The following is a 13626-nucleotide window of genomic DNA, read 5'->3' as shown; positions in this document are numbered from 1 at the left end:
GTTACGCGACACTGTGCTGATTAATGTCGTGGCTGATGGCATCCAGGAAGGTCATAAAGCTGCCATCGATTTCTCGTTGTTTCATACAGCGGCGAATCGTCATGCCATCGATGATGAGTGACATGACATAGAGGCGCGTCTGAATGATCTCAGCATTCAGTGCTGGATTCAGCGCCTGTTCCTGAGTAATGAAATTCTCTTTCAGTGCCTGCCAGGCATCATAAATAATCTGCCGAATACCTTCATTACGTGTGGCTTCTGCAGAGATATCAATGAGCAGTACAATACTTTGTTCAACTTCGATTGACACAACGTCGTGCGCAGAATGTGTCACTTTCCCGGTATGAGCAAGATTGTCGAGATCATCTTTCAGTAAATTAATCATTCGTTGCACAACGTCTTTTACCAGTGCTTCGATAATCGCTTCTTTATTTTTATAATATTTGTAAATAAGGCCAACGCTGACATTTGCCTGTCGTGCAATACTCTGAACCGAGGTCTGATTAAAGCCTTTCTGTCGCATGCAATATTCTGCTGCTTCAAGGATCTCTTCACTACGGTTCATGATAATACTCACAATATAAAAATATTACTTTACCGCCTTTTGCGCTGCATGGCTATACGTCGCAGATCCGATCCGGCCAGGCGTGACGCCATAGCATGGCATTCCCTGAACTGAGACCGGCTGCTGAAGCGTAAGGTGCAGAGCTTCTGAGCGAAGCCGTTATGCGTTGTCCGCAGCAGACAGCAAATTCTTACTCCGGTAGGCGCTCCATTCCGGCCAGCAACGTTCAGGATTGATATCAAAATAACCCCGGCATTCGGCCATTGTGAAGGCAACATCACGTGGCACTTCGATACAGGTGGCATTATCCCGGATGCGGCTGACTTCATCCTCTGTTAGCGGGCTTCCTTTCTCGTTCTCTTTTTTCATAAGCAGTGGGATAAGGGCAGGGATATAAACGATGCTCATTAGCCATTTACCTTGTTGTTGAAAGTCCACGCCGGCAGGAGAATATCAACATGCGGCCTCCCCGTGATGCGGTAAGGCAAATCCCGGAAGTGACTTATTTCTGAAATAGTGCGATTCATAGTGGTTCCAGTGCCGCAAGGCCCCTTAATAAATTGATGTTGTCCTGACAGGCAGGGTAGAATTCCTTTCATTACTGCTTCCGTTTTATTCTTATTCTCTCGTCATATTTTCGACAAAAATCACGATATCTTCAGCCGGATAGGCAATATTTTTCAGATTGACTTAAGTCATTATGGGCAGGCTGTCTTCAGGTGTTGCGGGGCGGTGTAAGGACTATTATTGCAGAACAGCAGGAGTGTCGATTAATTTGACTTACCGGGTCTGAAGTCCGATGAAATTATGGATGTCGCGTTGCCAACAGGCTGGTCAGGCGAGAAATTAATGTCGTGACGTGCGTCGGTTAACGCGATAAAACATCCGGGTTGGAATATTAAATCAAATTCAGGAGCTTCCTTTGCAGCCAGACACTCTGCGGTTGTTTATACGCCCGGTCACGCCATCAGATGCCGATGATCTTTTCAGAATCTATGGCGATCCTGCGACGAATACGTTCAATCCCGCCGGTCCGCATCCGGATATTCACCATTCTCAGGCTGTTCTGTCACGCGCGCTCAGCCACTGGAAATCCCATGGTTTCGGCACCTGGGCTATCTCGCTCCGGGAAAATCCTGACAGAGTCATCGGTTTTGGCGGGTTGAGCATCAGACATTTTGCCGATATCACAATCAACAATCTGGGTTATCGGTTTTCTACTGAAGCCTGGGGAAAAGGGCTGGCGACGGAGTTTGCAAACTATGCCGTCAGTTACGGATTTGATGCGTTAAAACTGCCAGAGATATCTGCCGTCGTGAGAGCGAATCACCTGGCTTCACAAAACGTTCTGATCAAAGCCGGACTCCGGCATGTTCAGGATATTCATGATGTGGAAAATGCCCCGGCAAGCATGCTGTTTACGCTGAGCCATGATGAATGGCATCAGAAAACTGGGTGAGGCGGCTGTATCAACGTTAGTTATTGCCATCACGGCTGCTCAGTTTGACACCAAAGACGCAGAAACCCAGTAACTCTTTTGCCTCATCTTCCACTCGCGTCACCATAACAAGATCCGATGAACCGTCAGGCAGTACCACTTCATAAGGAGGATACGGAAGTCCTTTTTTACGGAACTCCTGCAACCAGAGTAACTTGTCAGCCTGAGACGGGATCACTTCATAAATATATTTATGAATAAGGTCATGCGGGGTCCAGCCGACCCTTTCGGCAAACGTGTCACTTGCGTCAACAATCACCAGCTCTGGATCAAGAAAGCAAATGGATGTGCCGGGAACCGCATACATGGATGATATCTGATGGGCTCGCTGATCGAGAGACAGCCGCGCAACCCGCCGGACAAACCCCTTGTCAGTGGCTGTGGTGAGCATTAATCCGCTTTCGGCAGCTGAAATCGGACGCCCGAACAGATAGCCCTGCGCATATAAGCAGCCAATGCCCCGTAACATTTCAGCCTGCTCATCCGTTTCTACACCTTCGGCAATGACATCCATATCCAGGCTGCGGCCCAGCCCGACCACGCTGGAAATGATTTTCCGGCTGTCCTTTTTGTCCAGCATGGATCGGATAAAGCTGCTATCAATTTTGAGTGTGTTTACAGGTAACTGGATCAGCCAGGCAAGGCTGGAATAGCCTGTGCCAAAGTCATCCATCGCGATCGTACAGCCCATTTCTGACAAGGCTTCAATCTCCGTCCGGGCGGTGTGGATGTCATTCAGCAGGGCCGTTTCAGTGATCTCAATCTTTAACCTGCACAGATCAAACCGGGCCTGAAGGGCAGTGTTTCGGATGGTTTCCGTGAGATACCTGCCATTAAGCTGCGACGGGGAAACATTCATCGACAAAAATTGTTGTTCAGGCCACGCAGCAGCGGCTCTGAAACCCTGAACCATAAGGCTGAGCATCAGTTCGTCCAGCAGGCCGGTTTGCTCCATGGCCGGAATGAAGTCTGCCGGAGGCGTGATCGTCCCTTCCGGCGAAATGTGCCGCGCAAGCATTTCAAATCCCATCACACGCTGATCTTCCAGAGAAACTATCGGCTGGAAAAACGGATGAAATTCTCCTCTTATAATTCGCTGCAGCAAACGTTCGCGCGGCTCGTCATTCTTCACGCCATGTATCATTTTATTCCTGGAAAGACCTGATATTCAGCCGGTTAACAGAAAGATTCTGCAGGGCTTACGAATGGTAATATTCAGCAACATTTTCAGAGAATGACTTTTTTAAAGTGATAACCCGACTATTTAGCGCGTTATTGCTTCAGGAGCTGAATATATTAAGACTTATTTAACATTGCCGATTCAGTAATATTGTAATGTCATTAATGTCAAATTATAGCGTCTGACCCGGAATGCCGTTTCATGTTAATTATCGTTATCGGCTAAGGCTCACTTTTCATTACATCGTAATCGCAGGACGTTTAATTGAGCATCCCAACACATTCTGACATTGGGGTAAATTCGGGAAAAAGAATCTCAGTGTGGGTGTGCAGTTAGCCCCGTACAAAACGTTGATGTGATATCCGATTCGATGCTGGCAACCTGTGGCGATTACGGGGGAGTATCAGGGGCCGTCAGCCAGGATGGTAAAGCGGGTTGAAGCTCACGCACGAGGGCATTCATATCATGTTGTAAAATATCGTGAACGAGAGCGAGTTCTGGCGTCGTTGGCGTGGTACAACTTGACTGAAAATTAAGCGTTTGCGTAAGTTACCGTTAATGAGGGTTTTGATGGCCATTCATATTGTGATCCCCGATGATTATCAGCTTGCAACTCAGCAGCTGGATTTCCTGCAGCAGGATGAAAACTTCCAGTGTTCAGCATTAGGAGACCTCAGCAAGGATTCGATGGCTGATCATCATTTATCCTCTGCAAAGGCATTAATTCTTATCCGGGAAAGAACCGTGATTGATGAGGCCTTTCTGCGACGCACGCCAGAACTTAAATTAATCAGCCAGACGGGAAAGTTAGCCAGAAATGTCGATATTGATGCCTGCACGCGGGCAGGTGTTGCCATTGTGGAAGGGACGGGATCTCCTGTTGCGCCTGCTGAGTTGACCTGGCTGTTGATCATGGCCTCCCGCAGGAAATTAGTCTCGTCGGTGAATGCAATGGCTCAGGGACACTGGCAAACAGAAATCGGCTCGGCGGTTCACAATCAGGTCATCGGCATTCTGGGCTATGGGAAAATAGGTAAACGTATCGCGTCTTTTGCAGCCGTTTTTGGCATGCAGGTGCAGATATGGGGAAGTCTGCGAGCACAGGAAGAGGCGCGTGCTGACGGATGGCGGGTTCCTGAAAGTCGCGAGCAATTTTTCGCCACCAGTGATGTGTTAACCGTACACCAAAGGCTGGTGGCAGCAACCGAAGGCAATATCACGCCTGCCGATCTCGCGTTGATGAAAACGGAGGCGTTATTCGTGAATACCAGCCGTGCTGAGCTTGTTGCTGAAGGCGCGTTGCTGAACGCCCTGAAAGAGGGACGGCCCGGATTTGCGGCACTGGACGTTTATGAAGAAGAACCGATTTACAACACGCAGCATCCTTACCTGCAGATGCCGAATGTGCTTTGTACGCCGCATCTGGGATATGTCGAGAAGGCCAGCTATGAACTCTATTTCAGAACGGCGTTTGATAATGTTGTGCGTTACTTTAATGGCGATAGGTCACATGTGATCTGAATTGCCAGGATTACACACTCTTAAGTTAATGCTTTCAGCCCAATAACGGCGTTGCAGGTGCCTGAGTCTGGCTGTCAGGCACCTGCAACAAAAGGCGTATAAGCTCTTTCAGAGCCTTTATGGAGAATAAAAGCAAATGAGAACCCCTGCTTATCCCGCGCAGGATTCAGATAAATGGGCACAGGTCGATGCCTGGTTTTCTGAGAAACTCGCGCCACAGGATCCCGAGTTGATTAATGCGCTTAATAACAACGCACAGCAGGGATTACCCACGCACGATGTCTCCGCTTTACAGGGAAAAATGCTGTCCCTGTTTATTCAAATGTCACGTGCTGCCCACGTTCTTGAAATAGGCACGCTTGGCGGTTACAGCACTCTATGGATGGCCAAAGCTCTGCCGCCAAAGGGAAGCGTAACGACCATTGAGTTCAATAAACATCATGCTGAGGTGGCTCGCCAGAATATAAGCAATGCCGGGCTGAGTGAACGCGTCAGTCTGCACATCGGCGCTGCGCTGGACGTCTTACCCACTCTGAAAGGTCCCTTTGACCTGATTTTTATCGATGCCGATAAAGTGAATAATCCGCATTATCTGGAATGGGCAATCAGATTATCGCAGCCAGGTACTGTCATCGTCGGTGATAACACGGTGCGCGGCGGCAGCGTGATCGATGATGAAAGTCGTAATCCCAACGTCACAGGCCTGCGAAAATTTATTCAGATGATTTCTGAAGACACGCGGCTGGATGCCACAGCGATTCAGACCGTGGGTGAAAAAGGGTGGGATGGATTCGTGATGGCTGTCGTCAGGGCGGTATAAATCGTCTAAAAAAACGCCTCAAAATCTCACACTCTTCATTGCCCTGACGCGGCTTATCCTGAAGCTGATTTACTGATGGAATGCAGTGATATTAAGAGTCTCTGATCTTCGCTTCCGGGCGGGCCGGATAGCAGCCCGCAATGCTGCCGGCGAAAGCAAAAAGGCGCCGGGGCGCCTTTCACCTCTGCTGTCACACGCCTTTGCCATAAGGGTCTTTGACCAGTGCCACGGCAAGTGCGCCCACCAGCAACACGGCGGAAACTGCCAGCAGCGCCCACATAAACTCACCGCTCGTCTGGCGGATATAACCAATCAGGGAAGGGCCGACAAATCCGCCCAGGTTGCCGACAGAGACAATCATCGCTAATCCGCCTGCGGCTGCGCTTCCTGTCAGAAAACCGGAAGGCAGAGCCCAGAATGAAGCCTGAAAGGCCAGGATGCCGCTCACGGTGAAACAGAGCGCAATCATCTTCATGACGGGTTGATCCACGACGGCACTCGAAGCCAGTGCAAGCGCGGCGATAACCAGCGCTGCGCTAATCCAGCGAATGCGGTTTCCGGATGCATTGGCCCGCTGTGCCCAGAACAGCATCCCGACTGCGCCACAGATATAAGGTAACGCCGTCAGAAAGCCGGTGGCGGTATGACTGACGCCCATCTGTTTAATGATCTGCGGCATCCAGAGGCCCACACCAATAGAACCGACAATGCCGCAGAAGTTAATGAACGCAAGCAGATAGAGCAGGGGATTTCGCAGCGCATCACGCATGCTGGAACCGTGCGCCTTTTCAATCTTCTGCTGTTCATTTTCCAGCCGCCTGCTCAGCAATGTTTTTTCCGTGTCGGTTAACCAGTTAGCTTTCGCCGGATGATCGTTCAGGAAGAACAGGCAGATGATGCCCAGGATAACCGCCGGGAAACCTTCCAGCATCAGTAACCACTGCCAGTTTCGGATATGTTCATGCCCGGTGATTTGCATCAGCATCCCGGATAAAGGGGCACCGATGATATTCGCCACGGGGATGCCGACTAAAAATGCCGCCGTAATTTTTGCGCGCCAGGTTCCGGGAAACCAGTAAGTGAAGAACAGGTAAATACCGGGTGTGAATCCTGCTTCCGCGACGCCCAGACAGAAACGGGCAAAGGCAAAGCTGGCGGGACCGGTGACGAAGGCCGTCGCCATGGAGATGATTCCCCATGAGATCATGATGCGGGCGATCCAGATACGGGCGCCGACTTTTTGCATGATCAGATTGCTGGGCACCTCAAACAGGAAATAGCCGATAAAAAACATGCCTGCCCCGAAGCCGAACTGCTCAGCCGTGATGCCCAGATCGGCATTCATGCCCAGTGCAGCGAAACTGACGTTAGTGCGGTCCAGATAACTGACGACGTAACAGATGAAGATAAACGGCAGGATACGGCGAAACGCTTTACCTGCCGCCAGTTCGCTTTGTTCATAATCCGTTTGACTCATTTCTTCACGGGGGCCGGACACAGCCTCCGGCTCAGCAGGTGAGCCCGCGCTTACAGAATGCAGATTCATGGGTGCCTCCGCTGCGTTCAGAAAACGCAGAGTTATTCTTAGAGAAAATCAGTGGAAATAAAGGGCAGTGGGTGGCCTGGTGTTTTCATTGAGCAGGTGAGAATGCTGCCGCTGACCGATTCGGTAATAAAAAGCTGCTGCAAATTTTCACCGCCAAAACAGAGGTTGGTGCTGGAGCGTCCGACAGGGCTGGTGAGAATTTCTGCGGGCTCAGCCAGATCGTTAAGCAGCCAGACGCGGCCCAGACCTGGGTTTGCAATCAGCAACTCACCGTTCGCGTTGATAGCCAGCCCATCAGGACCGCTGGGACCGTGTGAAGTAAAATACTGACTGACTTTGCTGACCGAACCATCGCGCTGCAGCGGCACACGCCAGACTGAATTGCCACGCGTCATCGCGACATAGAGCGCTTTTTCATCTGGCGACAGAACCAGTCCGTTCGGGCTGGGGCAGTTGGCCAGCAGCATATCCAGTCTTCCGTCCTGGCTGAGCCGGTAAACACGTCCGGTTGGATCATGGAGTCCCGTTTGTCCCTGATCGGTGAAATAGAGATTGCCGTGGCTATCGGTCGTTAAATCATTAACACCACGAAAACTCTCGCTATTACGACGAGCCAGCCATGGCGTCACGGTTTGCGTTTTGAGGCAAAGTTTCATTATCCCGTGACGATAATCCGTAATTAAAAGCGTATCCGGATCGACGAGTTTCATGCCGTTGGGTTCGCCGTCGTATTGCACAATGAGCTCCCAGTTGCCCGTCATATCGACACGGAATATACGGCCATAGGGTATATCGGTCAGATAGAGACAACCTGATGGATGCCAGACCGGCCCTTCCAGGAACGAGTCGGTCAGTTGCCCCCCGCGATTTGCGACCGCCCAGGCATTATTGCTATCGGGTAAGCGGAAACGGTCAGGCAGGCGGGAGAAAATCGACGTCTGCCTGACATCTGCCTGTGTCAGATACATCATGAAATGCGTTCCTTCTGGGTGGTTTTTTCAAAAACAGACATAGCGTATCTCGCAGCTTGTTTTACAGAGTGAAACAGGGTTGTACATAATGAAATTACTATATCCACGATATTCACGATGACGCTAGTGTTGCGAGCTTGTTTGTTATGTAAACAAGATGTGACTCACAGTTCGGCAACATCCGGTTCCGCGAAAAGGCAGGGGAAGCAAATCGGGAAATTAAGCAGTGAATGCACGCTGCCTGTTTAGCAGCCCATACGACCTGCAAAAACAGTTATTGCATCCGGCCTCTGCTTATTTTAGGGTTATCTTAATTTAGATAATGCTAAAGTGATGAAATGAAAAACAGTCAGCTTGTTCGGTTGCAGGAAAGCGCGTCGCTGGCAACTACGTTGCTAAAGTCGATGAGTAACAGCCATCGACTGTTAATCCTCTGCATCCTTATCGAAAAACCCGGCACATCGTCAGGGGAGCTGGCCCGGCAGAGCGGTCTGACGCCTTCTGCCACGTCTCAGCATCTGGCGAAAATGAAAGAGGACGGTCTGATTGAGTCTTCGAGGGTGGCGCAAAGGGTGAACTATTTCATCAAAGACGACGCGGTCAAAAAAGTGGTGTCCACGTTAAAAGAGATTTACTGCCCGGAGGATTTTAAATGAAGCCTGAAACCTTATCGCCACTGCAAGCCAGTCAGCTTCTCGAACAGGGAGCATTGCTGATTGATATCCGCGATCGTACGGATTATCTGAGGGAACACATTCCGCAAGCGATCTCTCTGCCGCTGACAGAAATCACCAAAGGTAAAACTGTCGAAGGTTCAGGCCAGCAGTCGGTAATTTTTCATTGTCAGGCCGGGATGCGAACCACTCATCATGCTGACGAACTCATGAAGGCTGTCAGTTCCGGGAAAGTGTTCCTGATGTCAGGCGGCATTAATGCGTGGAAGGGTGCCGCACTCCCGACGACTGAAGATAAAAAACAGCCACTCCCCGTCATCAGACAGGTTCATATCACCGCAGGCATGCTTATTCTCCTGGGGGTGATCCTGGGTTATGCCGTGGATAGCCGGCTATTTTTGCTCTCAGGTTTTATCGGCGCAGGGTTAGTTTTCTCCGGCGTCACCGGTTTTTGCGGGATGGCGACTCTGCTGCAAAAAATGCCCTGGAACAGACCAGTGCAATAAACGTCCGTCTTTATGCTGGCACTCCTTGTCTGGAAAAGGTTTGAGCACTTCGCCTGGTTTACGGGTGAGGTTGGTTTAAAGAGAAAAACGACCGTCACCCTGTGCAGAGCCGGACACTAAAGAGCACTCATGAAGAGGCAGATGTGCGCTGCACGATGAGTACGCTGGTCAGCACGATAATTAATCCACAAAATGCCGTGCCGCTGAATGCCTGCGAAAGGATGATCCAGCCCAGCAGCACGGCGACCAGCGGGCTGAGTAATCCTAAAGAAGCGACTGCTACACCTGGAAGACGCGTGATGCCACGAAACCATAAACCATAGGCAATAAACGCGCCTGCCATGCTCAGCCAGGTGTAAGCAGCGTACTGCGAAGATGTCAGAACCGGCAGTGGAGTATCAATCAGCCATGCTGCAGGTGCCAGCATGATCCCGCCCAGAATAAGTTGCCAGCCTGTCAGCGCCATGACGGGTAAATTAATCTGCCAGCGACGGGTAAGCCACACCCCGGAGGCCATAGATCCGGCACCCAGCAGAGCCGCCGCAATCCCCACGGGATCAAACACTGTTTTCGGTGAGATCAGTAAAACGGTCATCCCTGCCACGCCCGCAAGCGCAGCCCATAACGTGACTTTTGCTGGCGCACGACGGTCTATCGCCCAGTTAAGTCCCATCACCAGAAGCGGCTGAACAGCCCCCAGCACTGCGGCCAGGCCACCGGGCAGACGCTCGGCTGCCACGAACAGCAGTGACTGAAACAAGCCGATATTGAGGGCACTGATTATGACCAGTCGCCCTGTTTCACGGAAGGCGGGCAGACGACGTGTCAGCAGCAATAGCAGGATGCCGGCAGGGAGTACCCGGATGAGTGCCGCCGTAAAGGGCCGATCTGGCGGCAGAAACTCTGTGGCCACAATATACGTAGAGCCCCAGATAGCAGGGGCCAGAGAGGTCAGCAATACGTCACGCCAGTAGGAAATCGACAGTGAGGAATCCATCATTTTGCCTTTATCTTCAATTCAAGATAAAATTATCCTGCCGATCAATTAACTTGAAATCAAGATAAATGCGCGATTTTACTGAATCCCCCCGTGATGCCGTTGACGTCATCCTTGCGCAGTGGCTGCAGGAGCGTCCCGATCTGGATTGCAGCCCGATGGGTCCGCTGGGAAGGCTTAAACGTTGCACTGCTCTGATTGAGCAGCAGCTGGAAGCGAGCTTTGCAGAGTCGGGATTAAGCATGTGGGAGTTCGATATGCTGGCGACACTGCGACGGTCTGGAGAACCCTTCAGCCTGAGTCCGACAGAGCTGTTTTCGGCGCTCATGGTGACGTCGGGCACCATGACACATCGTCTCAAACGGCTGGAGTCCAGAAGTCTGATCAGCAGGCAGGTGAATGCGAATGATGCCCGTAGCATGCTGGTTCAGTTAACGCCGGAAGGACTGGCACTCATTAACCGCGCCGTCGAAAAGCATGTGGCTAATGAGAAACAGATACTCTCAGGGATTTCACCCAGTGCACTCAAAGAACTGGACCAGCGCCTGGCAGATTTGCTGCGAACGCTTGAGGGTTTTGCCCGGAAATAAGTTATGCCACACGGCGCGCCACTTAGTTCCTGTCATGCCCTTCAGTGAGTGCGAGCTGCAGGTGACGTTCGATAAACTTTGCTTTTAGCGCGCTGTAGCCTTGCGCATCGTTGTTACAGAGCAGTGCTGCGGCGTGTTTTACCTCCGCATACGCGGCTGCAATATCACTGTTTTTCCTGAGATAATCACGAAAGGCTAAATGCCTGACTAACTGTTCATCGCCAGAGGCAAAGGCATGAACATGATGACTGCGGCGATCGCTTCCCTTAATGAAATACCTGCGCCCCGGTATGCCGTTCTCACCGCGAGCAACGTATCCGGCGCTGCTCATGGCTGAGTGATACTTATCCAGTTCGCCAATAGTTGAGACCTCCAGCAGTATGTCGATCACGGGTTTTGCCGACAGGCCATGCACTGCTGTACTGCCAATGTGATGAACAGTCACCGCGACTTCACCGAGCACATCTTTTAACAGCAAACTCTCAGCGCAGAAGGCTTCTGACCATTTTTCATCGTATGGCACCACAGCGATTGTCCGCATAGTTAAGTCCAGTTTTCCAGTAATCGGCTATTTCAATATAGCCTTTCTCCGCGTTGATAAAGGCCTTGTTAATGGCCTTAACCTGCCGGAGCTGCTGGTAATCTGACGACGACCTTAACGCTTCGTCAGGGAGAGGCTGCCAGCATGGTGGCATCGCTGTCAGCCCGGCACACCTTTACGTGAATCAGTATTTAAATACCTGGTTATGGTGCATTTTGCCCGGTGGCGCTCATGACATATCGGTAAGCCTTAAATCCCCCGCTAAAAAAATTTAAAATTTTTTGCATCCGTTTTGCCTCCTCATTCGTATTAACAGATAAGGGCACTCTGGCCCTGTCCGTTAACTCAATAGGGGAAGTGAAAATGAAACCATTCCTGCCAACTCTGATTTTTTCAGCATTAGTCTTCAGCGGCGCCTCTTACGCGGCCAGCATGAACAGCGACACGGTGATGGTCGGTGGTGCTGCCATGTACCCGTCGAAAAATATTGTTGAGAATGCTGTTAACTCCAAAGACCACACCACGCTGGTGGCCGCCGTTAAAGCCGCTGGTCTGGTCCCGACACTGGAAGGTAAGGGACCGTTCACGGTTTTTGCACCAACCAATGCCGCGTTTGAAAAGCTGCCTCAGGGCACGGTCGACTCCCTGCTTAAGCCAGAGAACAAACAAAAACTCACCAGCGTCCTGACCTATCACGTGGTCGCAGGAAAACTGGATATGAAGGCGCTGGAGAAAAAAATCAAAGCCGGTGGCGGCAAAGCTGAGCTCAAAACGGTCAATGGCGAATCGCTGTGGGTGATGGCGAACGGCCCGCACAACATTCAGCTTAAAGATGCCCAGGGCAATGTTGCCAGTATCACAACCTATGATGTGAACCAGAGCAACGGTGTGATTGACGTCATTGATACCGTACTGATGCCATAAAGCGTTACCTATACTGAGTGTGGCCACAGACTACGTGGCTACACCATTTACAGGGAAGCCGATGACAAAAAATGTGCCTCACATTCAGGCCGACTTAATGAACCAGATAGCCTGTGGTGATAAAGCTGCTCTTGAGCAGCTTTATCGCGTCCTGTCGCCCCGACTTTATGGGATCATCCTGCGGATGGTCAGACGCCGGGACTGGGCGGAAGAGATCCTGCACGACACCTTCATCCATATCTGGCAGTCGGCAAACTATTACGACGATAAGCGCAGTGAACCGCATATCTGGCTCAGCCACATCGCCAGAAACCGGGCGATTGATTTCCTGAGAAAACATGAGAACCGTTGCTGTTCGGTAGATGAAATCAGCGAAGCGGAAGCAGGATTCCAGATGCCTCTCGTTTCTGATGAAAGTCATGCGGAGGCGCGCCGCCTTCAGCACTGTATGGCGCACTTACCTTCAGAACAGCGACAGAGCCTCTCGCTCGCCTATTATCGCGGCCTCTCGCAGAGTGAGATTGCGCTCTCCATGAGCCAGCCTGAAGGTACGGTGAAAAGCTGGATCCGTCGCGCGTTAATCCATCTTCGGGAGTGCATAGGCCTATGACTGCTCAGGAACACCATGATCTTACTGCGGCGGAATATGTGCTGGGTCTCACCGACGATGTGACCCGCCACCGGCTGGATAAACGCCTCAATGACGACTCAGCATTTGCTGCGGAAGTGCTGCACTGGCAGAAAGCGTTCAGCGGCATTGATCTGCTCACCCACGCCGTGATCCCGCCTGCGGCGGTCTGGCCACGGATTGAGCAGAACCTTAAACGGAACGCTGCCGCCTCTGGCCCGACATCAATCCGCAGGCAACCCGGCTTCTGGCTTGGCTGGGGTCTGGCGGCAGCAATGGCTGGCGTCCTCATTTACAACCAGGTGATTAAGCCGGATGCCCCGCATTCCCTGCAGCCGATTGCCGTGCTCAGTGGCGCACAGCCGAATGCACAGTTTGTGGTGAGTCTGGATAAGTCAGCGTCACTCATTCAGGTCTCCGCGCTGAACATCACGCTGCCAGAGAATAAAGCCCTGCAGCTCTGGCTGATTCGGGGCAGTGCTGCGCCACAATCACTGGGACTGATCGATCACACCGACAGTAACGCTTTCCGTTTACCGCCGGGCGAGTTGAATAATCAGACGGTGCTGGCGGTAAGTCTGGAGCCAGTGGGGGGTTCGAAGCTCAGCGGACCATCCGGGCCGGTGATTTTCCAGGGCAAAGTCACTCTGCTCTGATCGTCAATG

The 13626-nt window shown here is 51.5% G+C and carries 16 protein-coding genes; 9 read left to right on the top strand and 7 right to left on the bottom strand.

What is annotated here, in order from left to right; translation table 11 throughout:
- Position 1: 1 nt before the first annotated feature.
- Together PU624_RS00330 and PU624_RS00325 are read right to left on the bottom strand one after the other, a co-directional pair.
- Positions 2 to 565, bottom strand: coding sequence for a TetR/AcrR family transcriptional regulator (locus PU624_RS00330; RefSeq protein ID WP_283544899.1), 564 nt, complete (start codon positions 563 to 565; stop codon positions 2 to 4).
- Between the two features lie 159 nt (positions 566 to 724).
- Entirely contained in the window at positions 725 to 973 is a 249-nt protein-coding gene (locus PU624_RS00325) for a hypothetical protein (protein WP_283544898.1), read from the bottom strand.
- 514 nt (positions 974 to 1487) lie between these two features.
- Between PU624_RS00325 and PU624_RS00320 the strand changes: the two genes are divergently transcribed.
- A complete protein-coding gene (locus PU624_RS00320; protein WP_283544897.1) occupies positions 1488 to 2024 on the top strand; it encodes a GNAT family N-acetyltransferase in 537 nt (178 codons plus the stop codon).
- Between the two features lie 16 nt (positions 2025 to 2040).
- Here the strand turns inward: PU624_RS00320 and PU624_RS00315 are convergent, their stop codons facing one another.
- Positions 2041 to 3207 (bottom strand): EAL domain-containing protein, encoded by a 1167-nt coding sequence (locus tag PU624_RS00315; protein WP_283544896.1) that lies wholly within the window; start codon positions 3205 to 3207, stop codon positions 2041 to 2043.
- Positions 3208 to 3813: 606 nt separating this feature from the next.
- On the opposite strand from PU624_RS00315, the gene PU624_RS00310 reads away from it, so the two are divergent.
- Both PU624_RS00310 and PU624_RS00305 read left to right on the top strand, forming a co-directional pair.
- Positions 3814 to 4764, top strand: coding sequence for a D-2-hydroxyacid dehydrogenase family protein (locus tag PU624_RS00310; protein WP_283544895.1), 951 nt, complete (start codon positions 3814 to 3816; stop codon positions 4762 to 4764).
- A gap of 136 nt (positions 4765 to 4900) precedes the next feature.
- Positions 4901 to 5584, top strand: coding sequence for an O-methyltransferase (locus PU624_RS00305; RefSeq protein ID WP_283544894.1), 684 nt, complete (start codon positions 4901 to 4903; stop codon positions 5582 to 5584).
- A gap of 190 nt (positions 5585 to 5774) precedes the next feature.
- Here PU624_RS00305 and PU624_RS00300 read toward each other — a convergent pair whose 3' ends face one another.
- On the bottom strand, positions 5775 to 7130 hold the full coding sequence (locus PU624_RS00300; protein ID WP_283544893.1) for an MFS transporter: 1356 nt from the start codon (positions 7128 to 7130) through the stop codon (positions 5775 to 5777).
- A 38-nt stretch (positions 7131 to 7168) separates the two neighbouring features.
- Complete coding sequence (locus PU624_RS00295) at positions 7169 to 8101, bottom strand: SMP-30/gluconolactonase/LRE family protein (protein WP_283544892.1); 933 nt, start codon at positions 8099 to 8101, stop codon at positions 7169 to 7171.
- A gap of 338 nt (positions 8102 to 8439) precedes the next feature.
- Here PU624_RS00295 and PU624_RS00290 point away from each other — a divergent pair, with 338 nt between their 5' ends.
- The gene (locus PU624_RS00290; RefSeq protein WP_283544891.1) at positions 8440 to 8757 is read left to right on the top strand and encodes an ArsR/SmtB family transcription factor; all 318 of its coding nucleotides are present in this window, start codon (positions 8440 to 8442) and stop codon (positions 8755 to 8757) included.
- Complete coding sequence (locus PU624_RS00285) at positions 8754 to 9281, top strand: rhodanese family protein (RefSeq protein WP_283544890.1); 528 nt, start codon at positions 8754 to 8756, stop codon at positions 9279 to 9281. Before PU624_RS00290 ends, PU624_RS00285 begins: the two co-directional genes overlap by 4 nt.
- Before the next feature lie 127 nt (positions 9282 to 9408).
- On the opposite strand, the gene PU624_RS00280 is transcribed toward PU624_RS00285, so the two are convergent.
- Complete coding sequence (locus PU624_RS00280; protein ID WP_283545168.1) at positions 9409 to 10278, bottom strand: EamA family transporter; 870 nt, start codon at positions 10276 to 10278, stop codon at positions 9409 to 9411.
- Positions 10279 to 10346: 68 nt separating this feature from the next.
- On the opposite strand from PU624_RS00280, the gene PU624_RS00275 reads away from it, so the two are divergent.
- Positions 10347 to 10868 carry a MarR family winged helix-turn-helix transcriptional regulator gene (locus tag PU624_RS00275; protein ID WP_283544889.1) on the top strand — a complete coding sequence of 174 codons (522 nt, stop codon included), beginning with the start codon at positions 10347 to 10349 and terminating at the stop codon, positions 10866 to 10868.
- A gap of 22 nt (positions 10869 to 10890) precedes the next feature.
- Here the strand turns inward: PU624_RS00275 and PU624_RS00270 are convergent, their stop codons facing one another.
- Entirely contained in the window at positions 10891 to 11409 is a 519-nt protein-coding gene (locus PU624_RS00270; protein WP_283544888.1) for a GrpB family protein, read from the bottom strand.
- Positions 11410 to 11772: 363 nt separating this feature from the next.
- Between PU624_RS00270 and PU624_RS00265 the strand changes: the two genes are divergently transcribed.
- The 3 genes from PU624_RS00265 to PU624_RS00255 all read left to right on the top strand — a co-directional run bounded on the left by PU624_RS00265 (position 11773) and on the right by PU624_RS00255 (position 13617).
- The gene (locus tag PU624_RS00265) at positions 11773 to 12333 is read left to right on the top strand and encodes a fasciclin domain-containing protein (RefSeq protein WP_090965204.1); all 561 of its coding nucleotides are present in this window, start codon (positions 11773 to 11775) and stop codon (positions 12331 to 12333) included.
- Positions 12334 to 12394: 61 nt separating this feature from the next.
- Positions 12395 to 12943, top strand: a complete 549-nt coding sequence (locus PU624_RS00260; RefSeq protein ID WP_283544887.1) for a sigma-70 family RNA polymerase sigma factor — start codon at positions 12395 to 12397, stop codon at positions 12941 to 12943.
- Positions 12940 to 13617, top strand: coding sequence for an anti-sigma factor (locus PU624_RS00255; RefSeq protein ID WP_283544886.1), 678 nt, complete (start codon positions 12940 to 12942; stop codon positions 13615 to 13617). The genes PU624_RS00260 and PU624_RS00255 overlap by 4 nt, the downstream gene beginning before the upstream one ends.
- Positions 13618 to 13626: the final 9 nt, after the last annotated feature.

The sequence above is a fragment of the Pantoea sp. Lij88 genome, from assembly GCF_030062155.1.
Lineage (GTDB): Bacteria > Pseudomonadota > Gammaproteobacteria > Enterobacterales > Enterobacteriaceae > Pantoea.
This window is presented reverse-complemented; position numbering and strand designations above follow the sequence as displayed.

Excerpts from the sequence above, each read along its gene's own strand:
- PU624_RS00255 (WP_283544886.1), top strand. The coding sequence starts at position 12,940 with ATGACTGCTCAGGAACACCATGATCTTACTGCGGCGGAATATGTGCTG.
- PU624_RS00280 (WP_283545168.1), bottom strand. The coding sequence starts at position 10,278 with ATGGATTCCTCACTGTCGATTTCCTACTGGCGTGACGTATTGCTGACC.
- PU624_RS00300 (WP_283544893.1), bottom strand. The coding sequence starts at position 7,130 with ATGAATCTGCATTCTGTAAGCGCGGGCTCACCTGCTGAGCCGGAGGCT.
- PU624_RS00265 (WP_090965204.1), top strand. The coding sequence starts at position 11,773 with ATGAAACCATTCCTGCCAACTCTGATTTTTTCAGCATTAGTCTTCAGC.
- PU624_RS00270 (WP_283544888.1), bottom strand. The coding sequence starts at position 11,409 with ATGCGGACAATCGCTGTGGTGCCATACGATGAAAAATGGTCAGAAGCC.
- PU624_RS00285 (WP_283544890.1), top strand. The coding sequence starts at position 8,754 with ATGAAGCCTGAAACCTTATCGCCACTGCAAGCCAGTCAGCTTCTCGAA.
- PU624_RS00290 (WP_283544891.1), top strand. The coding sequence starts at position 8,440 with ATGAAAAACAGTCAGCTTGTTCGGTTGCAGGAAAGCGCGTCGCTGGCA.
- PU624_RS00275 (WP_283544889.1), top strand. The coding sequence starts at position 10,347 with ATGCGCGATTTTACTGAATCCCCCCGTGATGCCGTTGACGTCATCCTT.
- PU624_RS00260 (WP_283544887.1), top strand. The coding sequence starts at position 12,395 with ATGACAAAAAATGTGCCTCACATTCAGGCCGACTTAATGAACCAGATA.
- PU624_RS00295 (WP_283544892.1), bottom strand. The coding sequence starts at position 8,101 with ATGATGTATCTGACACAGGCAGATGTCAGGCAGACGTCGATTTTCTCC.
- PU624_RS00325 (WP_283544898.1), bottom strand. The coding sequence starts at position 973 with ATGAGCATCGTTTATATCCCTGCCCTTATCCCACTGCTTATGAAAAAA.
- PU624_RS00315 (WP_283544896.1), bottom strand. The coding sequence starts at position 3,207 with ATGATACATGGCGTGAAGAATGACGAGCCGCGCGAACGTTTGCTGCAG.
- PU624_RS00310 (WP_283544895.1), top strand. The coding sequence starts at position 3,814 with ATGGCCATTCATATTGTGATCCCCGATGATTATCAGCTTGCAACTCAG.
- PU624_RS00305 (WP_283544894.1), top strand. The coding sequence starts at position 4,901 with ATGAGAACCCCTGCTTATCCCGCGCAGGATTCAGATAAATGGGCACAG.
- PU624_RS00330 (WP_283544899.1), bottom strand. The coding sequence starts at position 565 with ATGAACCGTAGTGAAGAGATCCTTGAAGCAGCAGAATATTGCATGCGA.